Consider the following 16,672-nt stretch of genomic DNA (forward strand, 5'->3'; position numbering starts at 1 on the left):
CTGTTCGAGTCCGACTCCTACCGCGAGTACCTGGAGCTGCACGGCCTGTCGGTGCAGCTGGCCGAGGCCCTGGCCGAGTACTGGCACGCCCGGGTCCGTGCCGAGCTCGGTTTCGGCGGTGAGGACCCGGCGAAGGTCGAGGACATGTTCGACCTGAAGTACCGCGGTGCCCGTTTCTCCCTGGGGTACGGTGCCTGCCCCGATCTGGAGGACCGGGCGAAGATCGCCGATCTGCTGCGGCCGGAGCGGATCGGGGTCCACCTCTCGGAGGAGTTCCAGCTCCACCCCGAGCAGTCCACCGACGCGATCGTCATCCACCACCCCGAAGCGAAGTACTTCAACGCGCGATAGCGGCCCAGTCGTCCAGAGCGTGCAGCACCCGCGTCATGCTCTGGACGTCGTCCGCCGCCCTGGCCGCGTCCAGGGCGCGGCGCAGCAGCGCCGCCCCCTGCGACGTGCCCTCCGGGCGGCGCCGCAGGACCCCGGCGAGCCCCAGGCACAGCAGTACCTCCGCCTTCGCGGGGGCTGCCGGGGGCAGGTCGGCGAGCCCCTGCCGGTACACGTGCCCGGCCTCCTCCCACTGTCCGGCGGAGGCCAGTGCCTCCCCGTCGAGCAGGCAGGCCCAGGCGAGGGTCGAGCCGGCCAGGGGGCCCAGGCGGTCTTCGGCACGGTCCGCGGCGCACAGCTCGCGCAGCCGCCGCAGGTACGGGCGGGCCTCCTCGTGACGGCCGGCGCCGCTGAGCGTGCGCGCGGCGGTCGCCAGCGCGCGCAGCGCCCCCTCCGGGCGGTGCAGCCGCAGGAACTCGGCCGCCGCGCCCGAAGCCTGCGCGACGGCCCGGTCGCCGTCGGTGCGGGACCGGGCCATGGCCGAGTGCAGCCGGCCCCAGGCCGCCTGTTCCGCGTCGCCCGCGCGCACGGCGCAGAGCACCGCCTCCTCCGCACGGATCCGGGCCCGCTCGTCGTCCCCTCCGGCCAGGTGGTGCCGGGCCGAATGGTTGAGGAAGGCCGCCTGTGCCCGATGGTCCCCGAGAGCGCGTGCCGCCCCCCGGCCGAGCGCGAACACCTCGTCCCACGGGCCCGCGTCGGGCCACCAGTCACAGGCCCAGTGCAGTGCCTCGGCCGCCTCCGCGACCGTGCGGTGCGCGTCGGCCGCCGCGGCGGCCCGCAGGGCCGGCAGCCATCCGGGTGCGCCGTGCCGCAGCCGGCGCGCCGCCTCCTCCTTGCCGTCCTCCGGCGCCCCGGGCGCCAGCAGACGGGCCGCCGACAGGGCGTCCTCCAGCAGCCGGTGGTGCCGTACGGCGTCCCCGTGCGGGGTGCCGGACCTCATTCGGGCCCGTCGGAGAGCTCCCCGGCCGCCCCGCACGCCCGCAGCACCCGCCCCGTCCACGCGTACTCGACCGGGTCGCCGGGCAGGTCCACGATCAGGTCGGTGACCCCCAGCTCCCGGCACGAGCCCAGCCAGGCCGCGACCTGCTCGACGGAGCCCACCAGTTTCGGTGCGTCGATCCCGCGGGCGGGCGCCCCGTACCAGAGCAGTCCGTCGTGCAGCTCGCCCTCCTCGGCGAGGCCGTAGCTCGTGGTGTGCTCGCTGGAGACGACCTGCGCCATGAACATGCGCCCGGCGACCTGCTGCCGCCGGTCGGGGGTGGCCAGCCGGGCGGCGGCCTCCCATGCCTCCTCCTCGGTGTCCCGGGCCACGATGCCGACCAGCATCGAGACCCGATCCACCCGCTGCTCCTTGCGGGCCCGCTCGATGCCCTCCGCGAGCATGGGGCGGGGCCTGGCCATCGTGAGCACGCAGTCGGCCGGCACCAGGCCGGGGGTGGACGAGGTGGGCGTGAGGATCAGCGGACGTCCGGCCGCCGGGTCGTGGCGCCGGTCCAGCGCCGACCTCAGCTCCTCGGCGAAACGGGCGAGTTCCGCGCGCGCCGCGACCTTGTCGCCGCGGTCGTCGGCGCGCGAGGAGCGGGTGGCGCCCGCCACGATGTTGACGTGCGTGGGCCGCCCGAACCGGTAGCCGAGGTCGGTGACCCGGCGGGCCACCGACTCGGCGCTCTCCTGGTGCGGGCGGACCGCGACGATGGGTTCGAGCGCGGCCGACCCCGCCAGTACGTCGAAGGCGGCGAGCCAGGGGTCCAGCGCGACCGGGAAGTCGTAGACGAACGCCCCGGTCAGCCCGATCTCCTCGGCGGCGCCCATGTAGCGGCCGAGCCGCTCCAGGTAGGCCGCGGGTTCGAGGATGCCGCCGAAGCCGAACTGCACGGAGTGCGGCGGAACGATGAAATTCAGCGACAGCGGCCACGACGGCACGGGGAATTCCTTTCACGCGACTCGGTCGGTGTCATCGGTCCGCCCCGACGCGCGGCCTGACCTCGCGCACCGACACCGGTACGCCCCCGTCGGGCCACATCGTGGCGACTCCCGTCGGCGGCACCACGTCGGTGGCCAGCTCGATGTCGACCCTGCGCGCCAGCTCGGCCAGCAGGACCTTCAGTTCCAGCTCGGCGAAGGCGTATCCGATGCAGCGGCGGTAGCCGCCGCCGAACGGGACGAAGCTGTAGGGCGCCGGTTCGCGGTAGTCGGGGGCGTCCCGGTCCCACCGCTCCGGGCGGAACTCCAGCGGGTCGGTCCACAGCTCGGGCATGCGATGGGTGACGTACTGCGAGTAGAGGACCTTCGCCCCGGCGGGTATGACGTGCCCGGCGAACTCGAAGTCCTCGACGGCGGTCCTGCCGGTCAGCACGCCCGGCGTGTAGAGGCGCAGGGTCTCCGAGACCGTCCAGTCGACGTAGTCCATGCCGCGGATCAGTTCGGCGGTGAGCGGCCGGTCGCCCGCGACCCGCTCCACCTCCTCCCGGATCCGGCGCATCACCTCGGGGTGCTTGAGCAGGGCGTACACCGCCCAGCCCGCCGCGGAGCTGCTGGAGTCGTAGCCCGAGGCGATGAGGCTGATCACCTGGTCGCGGACCTCCAGGTCGGCGAGCTGGTCGCCCTCGAAATACGATTCGAGGAGCGCGTCCAGGACGTCGCCCTGGTCGTCGGGCTCGGCGCGCCGCTTGGCGATCTCGGCCCGTACGTACCGGTCGACGCGCTCGCGCGCCGCCATGGCCCGGCGGTAGGCGGTGCCGGGCAGGTCGTGGTCGAAGCGCAGGAACGGCGACCGGTTGATGTAGTTCAGCGCGGTCTGCAGCTCACGGCCGATCTCGTCGGTGTGGGCCTTGAGGCGGTCGCCGAAGAGGGAGTGGATCGCGATCCGCCGGATGCACGAGCGCACGTCCGCGAACGCGTCGACGGACTGGCCGGAGCTCCACCCGCCGATCATGCGGTGGATCTCGTCCACCATCGTGGGGACGTACCCCTCGATGCGCCGGCGGGTGAACGCGGGCCGTACCAGCGCGCGGCGGCGGCGGTGGTCCTCGCCGTCGCTGACGACCATCGCGTTGGCGCCGACCACCGGGATCAGCAGGGTCAGCACGTCACGTGAGAGGAACTTGGGGTCGCGCGGGGAGTCCGTGAGCAGCAGCTCGTTCGCCTCGGCGCCGAACATCAGCACGTACTGCTGGCCGCCCACGCCGAACTTGCACACGGGCCCGTGGACCCGGTGCAGTTCGACGAGGGCGTCGTACGGCTTTCCCAGCATGCCCCTGAGGTACCGGCGGTGCCCCCAAAGGCTGGGCCCGGGGAGCCGGTTGACCATGTCCCGGGTGCGGGAACCGCCCATCGTCTCCACTACTCCGTTCCGGTGTCGGCGCTCGCGGCGGTCCTGCCCGCGCGGGGCAGGCGCGGCAGCCCCAGGTCGTCGTAGAGGGCCCGTACGAGGGCGTAGCGGCGGGCGAAGGTCTTGACGTCGTCGAGCCGGCCGTTCCAGTACACCGCCACGACCAGTCCGAACAGCGGGTCCACCAGCAGGGTGGAGGTGTTGCCGCCGGCGTGGCCGAAGGTGCGGGCGGAGGTCCGGCGCCCGAAGATGGCGGGCTGCGTCATGATCCCGAGACCGTAGGGGAAGTCGGTGTCGCAGATGGACCGGTCGGGGGAGCCCGGCCAGTGCGTGGCCGTCAGGGCCTCCACCGTCGACGGCCGCAGCAGCGGCGTGCCCCGGTGCAGTCCCTTGTCCAGCAGCACCTCACCGACCACCCGCAGGTCCCGCATGTCGCCCCACACGCCGACCCCGGGCAGGGGCAGCGCGCTGGCCAGCTCCATGTAGCGCAGGCCCTCTTCCTCGCCGGGGGGCGCGGTGACCTTGGCCCGCCGCTCGGGAGGGAGCGCCGGGTCGAGGCCGAGGGTGGCGCCGAGGCCCAGCAGCTCGAACATGGCGCGGTAGCTGTCCCCGGACGCACCGCCGTTGACGGTGTTCAGCAGCCGGTCCAGTACGTACCAGGTGGTCACCGGGTTGTAGACCATGGTGCTGCCGGGCAGCGGACCGGCCGGCGCGTCGCAGACGACGGCCCAGATCAGGGCGTCGATGTCCGACCAGGCGAAGTCGCCGAGATCGGTGCCGCCGGTGTCGATGGCCATGACCGGGTCGGTGACGCCGACCGCGTGCGTGAGCAGGTCCCGTACGCGGACCTTCTCCTTGCCCCCGCCGGTGAACTCCGGGAGCACCTTCGACACCGGGGTGTCGAGGTCCACGGCGCCGGTCTCCCAGGCCCGGGCGAAGGCGAGGGCGCCGAGCGGCTTGGAGGAGCAGGTCCAGGGGACGAAGGTGTCCGTGGTCATGGGGTGGCCGTCGCCGTTGTCCCCGAGGGCGAGGTCGACGACCTGGCCCCGGAAGGAGACGGAGAGCTGGACGCCCGTCTCGATGCCCCGCTCGATCTCGGCGTCGAACAGCCGCTTCACCAGCGGCAGTTGCAGGTCGGTCGTGGTGGCTGCCATCAGGAATCGGCTCCCTCTGCGGTGGGGTGGACCATCAGGTAGACCTCGCGGAGGGTCAGCTTGTCCCAGCTGGCGACGAGGTCCGCCTCCACGTCGGCGGGCAGGCCGTCGCCGACCTGGTCCAGCCAGGCCAGGACCGCGTAGTCGCCGGCGGCCAGGCGGCTCAGCGGTGTCGTCTCGTGGTCGGACGCCTCCTCCCGTACGAGTACGGGACGGACGAATTCCTGGAAGGTCGGTATGCCAGAGGCCATCGTTGGTGTTTCCCCCGTTGGTTCGGAACGGTTCACCGCGGGATCCGTGACCGGGGATCCGTGACCGGGACCCGTGACCGGGACCCGTGATCCCGGATCCGCGACCTGCGCAGTCGCGAATCGCGGTCAGCGTGCGGCGTCGGTGCTGCTTGTCTGCATGGAACGGACGGCCGACTCCAGGGAGTGGAGCGACTCGAAGGTCTCCCTGACCAGGAGTTCGTCGGGGAACTGCACGTCGAAGGTCTCTTCGATGGTGAGGACCAGCTCGATCGCGGACATCGAGTCGAGGCCGATGTCGGGGAGCCGGACCGTGGTCCACTCCACGTCGGCCGGCACGTTCCGCAAGTGACTGATCAATGTGTCCCGCAGCCGGTCCGCAATGGACGGGTCGGATGCGCCTGCGCCGCTCAAGAGCCCCCCTCTTTTTCAGGACCAGCCCCGACCGCTCCACATCCCGTACGGCTGAATCAGCCAGTGGAGTGATCTTGAAAGATCCGTCTCGCACATACGAACGGGAGTACAGTATGGGCGTTGTCCGGTCTGCCGCAAGCGCCGTCCAGAGTGGGAGAACGGCTCGCTGGGACCGGAACAAGGCCTGCTCGGCGCCCAGTTGACGGTGCGTCGGAAGACAGTGAACGAGGAACGGACGCCACGACGTGATTGACCGTGTTCTTCGCGAGACCGCCGAGCGCTTCGGTACCCCCGCCTATATTTACGACCTGGCCGAATTGCGTTGCCGTGTGGCTGATTTGCGTTCCCATCTGCCCGAATCCGCCCTCCTTTACTACTCATTGAAGGCCAATCCGCACCCTTCGGTCGTGGCCGAACTGCGACGGGCCGGGTGCCGGGCGGAGGTCTCCTCGCCCGGCGAGCTGGCCGCGGCCCTGGAGGCCGGACACGACCCGCGGGACGTCCTTTACACGGGCCCCGGCAAATCGCTCGCGGAAATAACGGAGGCGCTGAAGCAGGGGGTCACTCAGTTCTCCTGCGAATCCGCCGCCGAACTGCGGCGCCTCGGCCCGGCGGCCCTCGCGGCGGGCCGGCGGGCGCGGGTGCTGCTGCGGCTGCAGCCGCCCAGCGGCACCAAGGCGGGGCTGTCCATGGGGGACGGCCGGCAGTTCGGGTTCACCCCCGAGGACGCGGTCCGCGCGTGCGCCGATCTGCCGGACGGCATCGAGCTGCAGGGCTGCCACGTCTACCTCGGCTCGCAGCTGCCCAGCAACGACGCCCTGTCGGAGGCGTTCGCCACGGCCAGGGCCACGGTGGAGGCGGTCGGCGCCGCGGCGGGAGTCCCCCTCGGCCTCGTCGACCTCGGCGGCGGCTTCCCCTGGCCCTACGCGATGCCGGGCGAGGGCGCCGATCTGACCGGCCTGCGGCCGCGGCTGGAGGAGCTCCTGTCGGGCTGGGGCGCGAGCGGTACGGGTGCGCAGGGCGGCGGCGAAACCCCGCGCGTGGCCTTCGAGTCGGGGCGGCGGCTCGCCGCCTCGGCCGGTCACCTGCTCACCACGGTGCTCGACGTCAAGGAGCGCCCGGAGGGCACGATCGTCGTACTGGACGCGGGCATCAACGTACTGGGCGGCATGAGCGGCCTGGGCCGGGTGCTCCGCCCCGCCGCCGGGTTCCTGAACCTCTCCGCCGGGGACGGCGGTGACGACCGTGAAACGATCACCGCCGACGTGGTGGGCCCCCTGTGCACCCCCCTCGACCGCCTCGCGGTCCGCGCCACCCTGCCGCGGCCGCGCGAGGGCGACGTTCTGTGCATCCCCAACGTGGGCGCGTACGGGCTGACCGCCAGCCTGACCGGGTTCCTGAGCCGCCCGCCGGTCGTCGAGGTGGTTCACGACGGGGACCGGCTGATCGGTGCCTCCCGGCGGATCTCCGTCACCGAGGAGGTGGCGGCGGCAACTGCCGGGTGACCCGGTGGAGAAGGTGTGCCCCCGGCAGGACTCGAACCTGCGGCCAAGTGCTTAGAAGGCACCTGCTCTATCCACTGAGCTACGGGGGCCGGAAGGTGGCCGTGGTGGGCCGCGCCGGGTCAAGGATAGGGCTCCGGCTGCCTTGTCCCGGTTGCTTCACCCGCGTGCCACGATGTGTAGGTTCGGTGAAGCGGTCCCGATAATCGCAGGCAGGTGCGATTCCCGCATCGCTTTTGCGCCGCGGCGCCCTTGGTGTTGTGCACTCGTTATGCCTGCGCCCCACTCGTCCACTGTGTCCAGGATGTCCCCTGGGGTGGCGCTCGGCGCGCAGAGGACTTATAAGCTTCAAAAATGGTCCTAAATTGGGCATTCTTCGCATGTGGTGACCTTGGATGTTCGGCCTCAGCTGCTCGATGCCCTGTCCGCCCTGCGCGACCGGGTCGCGTCCGTGCGTCTGCCGCTGCCCCTGCCCGGCGCCCCGCGCGCCCGCCAGACCAGAGCCGAGCTGCTCGCGCAGCTCGACGACTACCTCGTACCCCGGCTGAAGGCGCCCGAGGCGCCGATGCTCGCCGTCGTCGGCGGGTCCACCGGGGCCGGCAAGTCCACCCTCGTCAACTCCCTCGTCGGCCGCCAGGTGAGTGAAGCCGGGGTGCTGCGGCCCACGACCCGCATCCCCGTGCTCGTCTGCCACCCCGACGACCACCACTGGTTCGCGGGGATGCGCGTACTGCCCGACCTGATGCGGGTCTGGGTGCCGCACGACGAGGACGAGGGGCCGCCCGCCCCCCGCAGGTCCCCCCGCGACCCGGGACGCGGCCCCGGCCCCGGCCGGCTGGTCCGCGAGATGCGGATCGAGACCGTGTCCACCCTGCCCCGCGGCCTCGCCATCCTCGACGCCCCCGACATCGACTCCCTCGTCGTCGAGAACCGCGACCTCGCCGCCCAGCTCATCTGCGCCGCCGACGTCTGGGTGATGGTCACGACCGCCTCGCGGTACGCCGACGCCGTCCCCTGGCACCTGCTGCGCACCGCCAAGCAGTACAAGGCCACGCTCGTCATCGTCCTCGACCGGGTCCCGCACCAGGTGCTCGCCGAGGTCTCACGCCAGTACGCCGCGCTCCTCACCCGGGCCGGGCTGGGCGACGTACCCCGCTTCACCGTGCCGGAGCTGCCCGAATCGGCGGGCGGCGGCGGACTGCTCCCCGCCAGCGCCGTCGCCCCCCTCTCCGCCTGGCTCGCCCACCACGTGCAGGACCCGGCCGCCCGCCAGTACGCCGTCGGGCGGACCGCCCTCGGCGCGCTCGACTCCCTCTCGCGGCGGATGCCGGAGCTCGCCTCGGCCGTCGCCGCCCAGCACGCCGCCGCCGTACGGCTGACCGCCGCCGTCGAGGGCGCGTACAAGAAGGAGGGGAAGCGGATCCAGGGCCGCCTCGACCAGGGCGCCGTCCTGGCCGGCGACGCCCTCACCCGCTGGCGCGGCTACCCCCTCGACACCAGCTCCGGCGAACTGCTCGACTCCCTCGCCGACTCCCTCGCCGCCCTCGTCCAGTGCGCCGTCGCCGCCGCCGACGAGCGCATCGCCGAGGCCTGGAAGCGCGAACCCGCCTCGGGAGCCGTGTCCCTGCCCGCCCCCGACCGGGAAGCGGGCGCACGCATCGGCATGGCCGTCCGGCGCTGGCGGCGCGTACTGGAGGAACTCGCCGAGGAAGAGGTCTCCGCCCTCGAACGGCAGCCCGCCCCCGACCCCGAAGGCGTCGCCGCCCTGCTCGCCGCCGCCCTCCTCGGCGGCAAACGGGCCCGCCCCGCCGGCGAGCGGCTCGCCGAACGGATCGGCGCCCAGGCCGCCCTGCGGCTGCGCGACCGCGGCGCGGAACTGGTCGGCGACCACCTCGACCAGGTGCTGCGCGCCGAACGCGACCGCCGGCTCGCCCCCCTGGAGGCACTCGAAGTGACCCCCGAACCACAGGCCGAGCTCATCGCCGCACTGTCCCTACTGCAGAAGGAGAGGTGACGCGGTGAGCGCCCTGACCGACCCGGACCGCGACCGCACCGACGACCGCTGGGACGACGGACTCATCGCGCGCTCGCGCCGGGCGGAGGCGGACGAGGGCGGGGAGGGCGCCGGCGGGGACGGCGACGACGCACTCGTCCGGGCCGTCTCCGGCGCAGGCAGCGACGGCGGCAAATCGGCCGCGCCCCCGCTCAGCGCCGAGGGCCGGGCCCTGCGGGCCCGGCTCGACGCCCTGCGCCAGCTCGTCGGCCTGTCCCGGACCAGGCTCGACGGCAAGACCCTCGCCGAGGCCGGCCGGGTCCTGGACGAAGCCGCCGCACGCCGGGGGCTGTCACCGCAGCACACGGTCGTCGCGATCGCCGGAGCCACCGGAAGCGGCAAGTCCACGCTGTTCAATTCACTCGCCGGAGTGCAGATCTCGGAGACCGGGCTGCGCAGGCCGACCACCGCCGCACCCATCGCGTGCAGCTGGTCGGACGGAGCCGCCGGACTGCTGGACCGGCTGGAGATCCCGGGCCGGCTGCGCCGCCGGCCGCGCGAGACCTCCGAGGCGGGGGCCCTGCGCGGCCTGGTCCTCGTGGACCTGCCCGACCTCGACTCCGCGCTCGGCGCGCACCGCGAGCACGTGGACCGCGTACTGGCCCTGGTCGACGCCGTGGTGTGGGTGGTCGACCCGGAGAAGTACGCGGACGCCGTCCTGCACGAGCGCTACCTGCGGCCCCTCGCCGGGCACGCCGAGGTGACCTTCGTCGTGCTGAACCAGGTCGACCGGCTGGCCGGCGAGTCCGCGGACCTCGTCCTGGACGACCTGCGGCGGCTGCTCGACGAGGACGGGATCGCCCTCGGCGAGCACGGGGAGCCCGGTGCCACGGTGCTCGGACTCTCCGCCCTCACGGGTGAAGGCGTCGGTGAACTGCGCGAGCTCCTCGCACAGTTCACCCAGGAGAAGGGCGCCGCGACCAGAAGGATCTCCGCCGACGTGGACCGCGCCGCCGCGCGCCTGCGGCCGCTGTACGTGGCCGACGGACACCCGGGGCCGGAGATCGGGGAGGCGGCGCGCACCGAGTTCGAGGACCGGCTCGCCGAGGCCGTCGGGGCGTATGCGGCCGGCCTCGCCGCCGAGCGGGCCTGGCGGCGCAACGCCGGACGGGCGTGCGGGACGCCGTGGCTGCGGCTGTGGCGGTGGTACGAGAACCGCCGCGCGCCCCGCACCCTGTCGGGCCTGGCCGCGCTGGCCGCGATCGGCGGCCGGGGCGCCGCCGCCCCTCAGGCGCCCGTCGAGGAGGAGGTGACCGCGCGCCAGCGCGTGGAGCAGGCCGTACGGGCCGTCGCCGACGAGGCGGTCGCCGGCCTGCCCGAGCCGTGGGCGCAGGCCGTGCGGGAAACGGCGGTGCGCGGCGGCGAACGGCTCCCGGAGGCGCTGGACGAGATCGCGGTGACCCTGGGCGCGGCGGTCGCGGTGCCGACCGCCAAGCCACCGCGTCCCGCGTGGTGGCCGGCGGCGGTGCTGGGTCAGGCCGCCATGACGCTGCTGCAGATCTTCGGCGGGCTGTGGCTGGTCGGGCAGATCGTCGGGGTCCTGGAGCCGAAGCTGCTGCCGCCCGTGCTGCTGATGGTGGCGGGCATCATCGGCGGCCCGCTGGTGGAATGGGCCTGCTCGATCGCGGCGCGGGGCCCGGCGCGGCGCTACGGGCAGGACGCGGAGCGCAAGCTGCGCCAGGCCGCCGCCGGATGCGGGCGGGCCCGGGTCCTGGAACCGGTGGCGGCGGAACTGCTGCGCTACCGGGAGGTGCGCGAGCAGTACGCCGCGGTAGCCGCAGGGGGGACGAAGTTGTCCACAACCCGCCAGTAGTCCACAGGCTCCGGCGGGGTGCCGGCCCTTCGGCCCAGCATGGTCCGTAGCCCGTACGGATGGTCCGCGCGGGCACGGTACGAGGGGGAGGGCGGCGGGGATGAACGACACCCAGGTGACGCTGGTGGGCTTCGTGGCGACGCGGATCGACTTCAGGGAGACGCCGGGCGGCCCGTCGGCGAGGTTCCGGTTCGCGGTGACGCCGAGGTGGTTCGACCGGCGCACGGACGCCTGGACCGACGGGGCGACCAGCTTCTACACCGTGTGGGCGAGGCGCTCGCTCGCCGTGAACCTGGCCGGCTCCGTGTCGGTCGGCGAACCGCTGGTGGTGCACGGGAGGCTGCGGGTGCGGGACGACCCGGCCGACGGGGAACGGGACCGGTGGTTCTCGGCGGACATCGAGGCGACGGCCATCGGGCACGACCTCAACCGGGGGACCGCGGCCTTCCGGCGCGTGGTGAAGACGGAGACCCCGCTGATGCCCACTCAGAAGGCGGCGGTGGTCTGAGTGTTCGAGGCGGATAGGATTCCCCGGTACTCACGGGCACCTGGGTCTGCTTCGGCCCGAAGGGGAAGACTGTGTCGATTGCCGTTCCCGCATCCTCCGCTCCTGATCCCGCTCCTTCCGTACGGGGCTCCACACGCCGCCCGCTGGCGGTGGCCCTGCTCGCCGCGGCCCTCACCGCCGCGCCCGGAGCCCGGGCGGCCGCCGACTCCGGCCCGGTGCCGCCCCGGGCGGCGGAGGGTGCGAGCGCCGTGCTGGACGGGCTGAAGACGTACGGCCAGGCGGTCCTGCACTCCGGCGACGGATCCGTACGCCAGATCCCGGCCGGGCTGTACGAGATGCGGGTCGACGGCGGCGGCATGCTCCAGACGTACGGGGTGGGGGTGGCGGGCAGCGCGCAGCCCCAGGCCCGGTACACGGAGAGCGGCTGGAGCGGCAGCCCGCTCGCGGGGAACGGGGACGCCGGGCGGATCCGCTGGGTCCTGGAGCACTCCTACCCCCAGCTGAACGACCTGGCCGGCCTCGCCAAGGCCGCCGGGGCCGGGACGCTGACCGCGGAGAGCGCGGCCGCCGGCACCCAGGTGGCGATCTGGCGGCTGGCGGACAAGGTGCAGGTGGAGGCGGCGGACCCGGCGGCGGAGAAGCTCGCCGACTACCTCCAGAAGGCGGCCGCGCGGCTGCCTGAGCCGCCGGCCTCGCTCGCGCTGGACCCGGGCGAGGTGTCGGGGGCGGTGGGCACCCGGATCGGCCCGGTGACCGTGCACACCGGGGCGCGGAGCGTCTCCGTCGTGCCCGACGCCGCGGCGGTCGCGATGGGGGTGCGGGTGGTGGACGCCGAGGGGCGGCCGCTGGAGACCGCCGTCCACGGGACCAGGCTGTTCTTCGAGGTGCCCGCGGGCACGCCCGACGGGGCCGCCTCGGTCACCGTGCACGGGGCGACGAAGGTGCCTGTCGGCCGGGTCTTCACCAGCGAGGCGCCGGCCCAGGCGCAGGTCGTGGCCGGCTCCAGCGAGTCCGCGTCCACGGCGACCGCCCACGCGCAGTGGCCGAAGCCCTCCGACTCCCGGCCGGGCGCCACCGCCGACCCGGCGAACCTCACGACCCTGGGCACCCGCGCCAACCCCGCCTCGGCGACCACCCCCGAGGAGGAACGCCTGGCCACCAGCGGCAGCTCGGCGGCCACCCCGGTCATCGCCTCCCTGGCGGTGGGCCTGGTCGTCCTGGGCGGCCTGGTCGTCCTCGTCCTGCGCAAGCGCCCGCAGGACGAGGAGGAGACCCCCTAGTGCGGTGACCGGAGAGGTTCATCGGGTCGCGGCGCCCGGCACGGCACCTCGCGGTGTTCCCGGTCCGCGCGAGTACGTCCCGTACGAGCCGCGGCCCTCCGCCTTGCGACGCACCGCACCGCACCGGACACCGCGACCAGCGGCCGGTCGGGACGGGCCGCGGGAAGCCGGGGACGCGGGCCGCCCGGGGCGGCAGGCCCTAGGCAGGCGGCGCCGGAGGCCGGCCCGCGTCCACGCCCAGGTCGGCCCGCATCGCGCCGCGCATGGCCTTCCAGCCCTCCCGGAAGCCCAGCAGCTCCGCGTGGAGGGCCTCGAAGGAGACCGCCCCGCCGGCCGCCGCGTCGGAGTGGGGACCGGCCTCCTCCAGCTGCAGGATCCGGGCAAAGGTGCCCGCGAGGGCCTCCGTCATGCCGTCCATCGCCTCCAGCACCGCGTCGGAGGCGATCATCTGGGCCTCCGCGAAGGCCCCGTGCATGGTGCGGCGCGCCTCCTCCAGGTCCGACCGGGCCTCGCCGGTCACCTCGCCCTTGCGGACGAGCCACAGGTAGAGCATCAGCTCCTGCCGGTACCGGCGGTAGCTGGAGTTCGCCGTCACGTAGCAGTCGCGCCGCGCCGCCTGGTCCGCGACGCGACGCTCGCGGTCCCACTGGGCTTCGGCCTGCCGCTCCTGGCGTTCGAACTGCTGCGACTGGATCCGCGCGACCAGGCGCTGCGAGAGCAACGGAGCCAGTAGCGTGCCGGTCACACCGACCAGTGCCACGGCCAGCGCCGGCAGCATGCTTTCCATGAGAGCCCCCCCCCCGGCCCGTTCCACCCCGTCCGTCCACGGGCATCCTGCCCTACTACTCGCCGGGCCTGCCATACGAGTTTCCCCCGCGGGGTGGACGTCAGGCAGTATGGGGTGTATCTGCCCACCATCGATCTGCCGGACGGTTTCTCTTGGCTGAGTTCATCTACACCATGCGCAAGACGCGCAAGGCACACGGCGACAAGGTCATCCTTGACGACGTCTTCCTGAACTTCCTGCCCGGCGCGAAGATCGGTGTGGTCGGCCCGAACGGCGCCGGTAAGTCCACCGTTCTGAAGATCATGGCGGGTATCGAGCAGCCGTCCAACGGTGACGCCTTCCTCTCGCCCGGTTACTCCGTCGGCATCCTCATGCAGGAGCCCAAGCTCGACGAGTCCAAGACCGTCCTGGAGAACGTCGAGGACGGCGTCGGCGAGATCAAGCAGAAGCTCAACCGGTTCAACGCGATCGCCGAGGAAATGGCGACGAACTACACCGACGAGCTGATGGAGGAGATGGGCAAGCTCCAGGACGACCTGGACCACGCCAACGCGTGGGACCTCGACGCCCAGCTGGAGCAGGCCATGGACGCCCTGGGCTGCCCGCCCGGCGACTGGCCCGTCACCAACCTCTCCGGTGGTGAGAAGCGCCGCGTGGCCCTCTGCAAGCTGCTGCTGGAGGCCCCCGACCTGCTGCTCCTCGACGAGCCCACCAACCACCTCGACGCCGAGTCCGTGAACTGGCTGGAGCAGCACCTCGCCCAGTACAAGGGCGCCGTCGTGGCCGTCACCCACGACCGTTACTTCCTCGACAACGTCGCCGAGTGGATCCTCGAGCTCGACCGCGGCCGCGCCCACCCCTACGAGGGCAACTACTCCACCTACCTGGAGAAGAAGGCCGAGCGTCTCAAGGTCGAGGGCAAGAAGGACGAGAAGCGCGCCAAGCGCCTCAAGGAAGAGCTGGAGTGGGTCCGCTCCAACGCCAAGGGCCGCCAGGCCAAGTCCAAGGCCCGTCTCGCCCGCTACGAGGAGATGGCGGCCGAGGCCGACAAGATGCGCAAGCTGGACTTCGAGGAGATCCAGATCCCGCCGGGCCCGCGCCTGGGCTCGATCGTGGTCGAGGTCAACAACCTCTCCAAGGCGTTCGGTGACAAGGTCCTCATCGACGACCTGTCCTTCACGCTGCCGCGCAACGGCATCGTCGGCATCATCGGCCCGAACGGCGCCGGCAAGACCACGCTCTTCAAGATGATCCAGGGCCTGGAGACGCCGGACTCCGGCGAGATCAAGGTCGGCGAGACCGTCAAGATCTCGTACGTGGACCAGGGCCGCGCCAACATCGACCCCAAGAAGACCCTCTGGGCGGTCGTGTCGGACGAGCTGGACTACATCAACGTCGGCAACGTCGAGATGCCGTCCCGCGCCTACGTCAGCGCCTTCGGCTTCAAGGGCCCGGACCAGCAGAAGCCGGCCGGCGTGCTCTCCGGCGGTGAGCGCAACCGCCTGAACCTCGCGCTGACCCTGAAGCAGGGCGGCAACCTGCTGCTCCTCGACGAGCCCACCAACGACCTCGACGTCGAGACCCTGGGTTCGCTGGAGAACGCCCTGCTGGAGTTCCCCGGTGCGGCCGTGGTCGTCTCCCACGACCGCTGGTTCCTGGACCGCGTCGCCACGCACATCCTGGCGTACGAGGGCGACTCGAAGTGGTTCTGGTTCGAGGGCAACTTCGAGTCCTACGAGAAGAACAAGGTCGAGCGGCTCGGCCCGGACGCCACCCGTCCGCACCGCGCCACCTACAAGAAGCTCACCCGAGGCTGAGGCCGGAAGAATCATGGCCAGACACCACTACCGGTGCCCCCTGCGCTGGGCGGACATGGATGCCTTCGGGCACGTCAACAACGTCGTCTTCCTCCGTTACCTGGAGGAGGCGCGGATCGACTTCATGTTCCGCCTCGCGCCGGGGGAAGGCAGTGAGTCCTTCACGGGCGGCTCCGTCGTGGCCCGCCACGAGATCGACTACAAGCTGCCGCTCGTGCACCGTCACGAGCCGGTCCTCATCGAATCCTGGGTCACCCGGATAGGCGCCGCGTCCCTGACCATCCGCTACGAGGTCAAGGACGAGGCGACCGAGGACGCGCCCGAGACGGTCTACGTGCGGGCCGAGACCGTGGTCGTCCCGTACAACCTCGCCGAGGGGCGGCCCCGCCGCATCACGGCCGAGGAGAGGCACTTCCTGGAGGAGTACCTCGACAAGCCGAAGGCGCCCGAAACGGCTTCCGAAGGGCGCCTCGCGGCATGAACGAGCAGTTGCGCTTCGCCGACTCCGGGGAGGCGGCGGACCTCGCCGCCTTCCTGGGCCGGCTGGTGCACTACGACCGCGCCGCCGCGGTCCGCCTCCAGGCGGGCGGCGGCGCGCTCGCCGTCTTCGGACGGCCGCCGTCCTTCGAGGTCCTGGCCGTCCGCACGGTGCGGCTCGCCGAGCCGGTCGCGACGCCCCTGGACCTGACGGTCTCCGCCGGTGAGTTCCTGGAGCACGTGGACGAGGCCTCGGCCGCGGCCGCCGTGCCCGGCGCGGTCACCGGCCCGCCCTGGACCGGTGTGCTCCCGCCCCGTGGCGGCTGGCGGCAGGTGCCCGGGCTGCCCGGCCCCGAGCGGATGAGGGCGGCCGTCGCGGCCGCCGTCGCCGAGTTCCGGGCCCGTGACGAGGCCCTGCCCCCGCAGCACCGGACCCGCTCCGAGCGCGACCGCATCGGCCGCGACATCTGGTCCCGCACGCTGGGCGACACCGAACTCCCGCTGCGCGCCGTGCACGCCGCGCAGTCCCTGGGCTTCTTGCGGCCCGTCCGGACCGCGGTCGCCGCCGGCGGGACCACTCCCGGTGCCCCGGACCCGGTGGCGCTGCTCGCCGCCGGGAGCTGGCTGCGGCTGCGCACCCCGTACGGCTCCGTCGCCCTGCGCCGCCCCGGTGCCGCCGGCGGCCTGGGCGCCCTCCAAGTCCGGCCGGTCTAGGGGGGCGAAAGTCCCGCACGGCGCCCACGGTGCCCGGCACGCACTCTCGCCGCACCGGCCGAAGCCGCGAGTACGCCCAGTACGAGGGGTTTCGCCCGGCACGCCGAGAGCATGCACCGGACGCCGCGGGTACCGCCCAGGACTTTCGCAAGCACCCGCACAGACGACCGCACCGCACCGCACCGCA

The 16,672-nt window shown here is 73.0% G+C and carries 16 protein-coding genes and 1 tRNA gene; 9 read left to right on the forward strand and 8 right to left on the reverse strand.

Features of this window, described 5'->3' with window-relative positions:
• The coding region (locus ACZ6Y1_RS18115) for a vitamin B12 dependent-methionine synthase activation domain-containing protein (RefSeq protein WP_469630017.1) at positions 1-351 on the forward strand (351 nt) is incomplete at its 5' end.
• On the opposite strand, the gene ACZ6Y1_RS18120 is transcribed toward ACZ6Y1_RS18115, so the two are convergent.
• The 6 genes from ACZ6Y1_RS18120 to ACZ6Y1_RS18145 all read right to left on the reverse strand — a co-directional run bounded on the left by ACZ6Y1_RS18120 (position 338) and on the right by ACZ6Y1_RS18145 (position 5,534).
• Entirely contained in the window at positions 338-1,327 is a 990-nt protein-coding gene (locus tag ACZ6Y1_RS18120) for a hypothetical protein (protein ID WP_469630019.1), read from the reverse strand. The two genes, ACZ6Y1_RS18115 and ACZ6Y1_RS18120, sit on opposite strands and share 14 nt — an antisense overlap.
• Positions 1,324-2,310 (reverse strand): LLM class oxidoreductase, encoded by a 987-nt coding sequence (locus ACZ6Y1_RS18125; RefSeq protein ID WP_469630022.1) that lies wholly within the window; start codon positions 2,308-2,310, stop codon positions 1,324-1,326. The genes ACZ6Y1_RS18120 and ACZ6Y1_RS18125 overlap by 4 nt, the downstream gene beginning before the upstream one ends.
• A 31-nt stretch (positions 2,311-2,341) precedes the next feature.
• A complete protein-coding gene (locus tag ACZ6Y1_RS18130) occupies positions 2,342-3,640 on the reverse strand; it encodes a cytochrome P450 (protein WP_469630025.1) in 1,299 nt (432 codons plus the stop codon).
• Between the two features lie 89 nt (positions 3,641-3,729).
• Positions 3,730-4,872 carry a serine hydrolase domain-containing protein gene (locus ACZ6Y1_RS18135; RefSeq protein ID WP_469630028.1) on the reverse strand — a complete coding sequence of 381 codons (1,143 nt, stop codon included), beginning with the start codon at positions 4,870-4,872 and terminating at the stop codon, positions 3,730-3,732.
• Positions 4,872-5,123 carry a hypothetical protein gene (locus ACZ6Y1_RS18140; RefSeq protein ID WP_469630031.1) on the reverse strand — a complete coding sequence of 84 codons (252 nt, stop codon included), beginning with the start codon at positions 5,121-5,123 and terminating at the stop codon, positions 4,872-4,874. The genes ACZ6Y1_RS18135 and ACZ6Y1_RS18140 overlap by 1 nt, the downstream gene beginning before the upstream one ends.
• A gap of 126 nt (positions 5,124-5,249) precedes the next feature.
• Positions 5,250-5,534 carry a phosphopantetheine-binding protein gene (locus tag ACZ6Y1_RS18145; protein ID WP_469630035.1) on the reverse strand — a complete coding sequence of 95 codons (285 nt, stop codon included), beginning with the start codon at positions 5,532-5,534 and terminating at the stop codon, positions 5,250-5,252.
• Positions 5,535-5,779: 245 nt separating this feature from the next.
• On the opposite strand from ACZ6Y1_RS18145, the gene ACZ6Y1_RS18150 reads away from it, so the two are divergent.
• Positions 5,780-7,039: a type III PLP-dependent enzyme domain-containing protein gene (locus ACZ6Y1_RS18150; RefSeq protein ID WP_469630038.1), complete on the forward strand. Its 1,260-nt coding sequence runs from the start codon at positions 5,780-5,782 to the stop codon at positions 7,037-7,039.
• A gap of 16 nt (positions 7,040-7,055) precedes the next feature.
• On the opposite strand, the gene ACZ6Y1_RS18155 is transcribed toward ACZ6Y1_RS18150, so the two are convergent.
• A tRNA-Arg gene (locus ACZ6Y1_RS18155) sits at positions 7,056-7,128 on the reverse strand.
• Between the two features lie 299 nt (positions 7,129-7,427).
• Between ACZ6Y1_RS18155 and ACZ6Y1_RS18160 the strand changes: the two genes are divergently transcribed.
• The 4 genes from ACZ6Y1_RS18160 to ACZ6Y1_RS18175 all read left to right on the forward strand — a co-directional run bounded on the left by ACZ6Y1_RS18160 (position 7,428) and on the right by ACZ6Y1_RS18175 (position 12,690).
• Positions 7,428-9,050, forward strand: a complete 1,623-nt coding sequence (locus tag ACZ6Y1_RS18160; RefSeq protein ID WP_469630040.1) for a dynamin family protein — start codon at positions 7,428-7,430, stop codon at positions 9,048-9,050.
• Positions 9,051-9,054: 4 nt separating this feature from the next.
• Positions 9,055-10,902: a YfjP family GTPase gene (locus ACZ6Y1_RS18165; protein ID WP_469630043.1), complete on the forward strand. Its 1,848-nt coding sequence runs from the start codon at positions 9,055-9,057 to the stop codon at positions 10,900-10,902.
• 100 nt (positions 10,903-11,002) lie between these two features.
• Complete coding sequence (locus ACZ6Y1_RS18170; RefSeq protein WP_469630046.1) at positions 11,003-11,410, forward strand: single-stranded DNA-binding protein; 408 nt, start codon at positions 11,003-11,005, stop codon at positions 11,408-11,410.
• Positions 11,411-11,481: 71 nt separating this feature from the next.
• On the forward strand, positions 11,482-12,690 hold the full coding sequence (locus ACZ6Y1_RS18175) for a thioester domain-containing protein (protein ID WP_469630049.1): 1,209 nt from the start codon (positions 11,482-11,484) through the stop codon (positions 12,688-12,690).
• A 199-nt stretch (positions 12,691-12,889) separates the two neighbouring features.
• Here ACZ6Y1_RS18175 and ACZ6Y1_RS18180 read toward each other — a convergent pair whose 3' ends face one another.
• The gene (locus ACZ6Y1_RS18180) at positions 12,890-13,477 is read right to left on the reverse strand and encodes a hypothetical protein (RefSeq protein WP_469630053.1); all 588 of its coding nucleotides are present in this window, start codon (positions 13,475-13,477) and stop codon (positions 12,890-12,892) included.
• Between the two features lie 152 nt (positions 13,478-13,629).
• Here ACZ6Y1_RS18180 and ettA point away from each other — a divergent pair, with 152 nt between their 5' ends.
• From ettA to ACZ6Y1_RS18195, 3 genes are read left to right on the forward strand one after another with little or no spacing between them, the layout of a single operon-like run.
• Positions 13,630-15,294: an energy-dependent translational throttle protein EttA gene (gene ettA / locus ACZ6Y1_RS18185; RefSeq protein ID WP_007264121.1), complete on the forward strand. Its 1,665-nt coding sequence runs from the start codon at positions 13,630-13,632 to the stop codon at positions 15,292-15,294.
• Between the two features lie 13 nt (positions 15,295-15,307).
• Positions 15,308-15,775 carry an acyl-CoA thioesterase gene (locus tag ACZ6Y1_RS18190; protein WP_384590857.1) on the forward strand — a complete coding sequence of 156 codons (468 nt, stop codon included), beginning with the start codon at positions 15,308-15,310 and terminating at the stop codon, positions 15,773-15,775.
• Positions 15,772-16,485 (forward strand): DUF8010 domain-containing protein, encoded by a 714-nt coding sequence (locus tag ACZ6Y1_RS18195; RefSeq protein WP_469630056.1) that lies wholly within the window; start codon positions 15,772-15,774, stop codon positions 16,483-16,485. The genes ACZ6Y1_RS18190 and ACZ6Y1_RS18195 overlap by 4 nt, the downstream gene beginning before the upstream one ends.
• The last annotated feature ends 187 nt before the right edge of the window (positions 16,486-16,672 follow it).

This window comes from Streptomyces sp. NPDC053432, from assembly GCF_055585365.1.

Coding starts and splice junctions, on each gene's coding strand:
- ACZ6Y1_RS18190 (WP_384590857.1), top strand. CDS start 15,308: ATGGCCAGACACCACTACCGGTGCCCCCTGCGCTGGGCGGACATGGAT.
- ACZ6Y1_RS18180 (WP_469630053.1), bottom strand. CDS start 13,477: ATGGAAAGCATGCTGCCGGCGCTGGCCGTGGCACTGGTCGGTGTGACC.
- ACZ6Y1_RS18195 (WP_469630056.1), top strand. CDS start 15,772: ATGAACGAGCAGTTGCGCTTCGCCGACTCCGGGGAGGCGGCGGACCTC.
- ACZ6Y1_RS18135 (WP_469630028.1), bottom strand. CDS start 4,872: ATGGCAGCCACCACGACCGACCTGCAACTGCCGCTGGTGAAGCGGCTG.
- ACZ6Y1_RS18170 (WP_469630046.1), top strand. CDS start 11,003: ATGAACGACACCCAGGTGACGCTGGTGGGCTTCGTGGCGACGCGGATC.
- ACZ6Y1_RS18120 (WP_469630019.1), bottom strand. CDS start 1,327: ATGAGGTCCGGCACCCCGCACGGGGACGCCGTACGGCACCACCGGCTG.
- ACZ6Y1_RS18140 (WP_469630031.1), bottom strand. CDS start 5,123: ATGGCCTCTGGCATACCGACCTTCCAGGAATTCGTCCGTCCCGTACTC.
- ACZ6Y1_RS18130 (WP_469630025.1), bottom strand. CDS start 3,640: ATGCTGGGAAAGCCGTACGACGCCCTCGTCGAACTGCACCGGGTCCAC.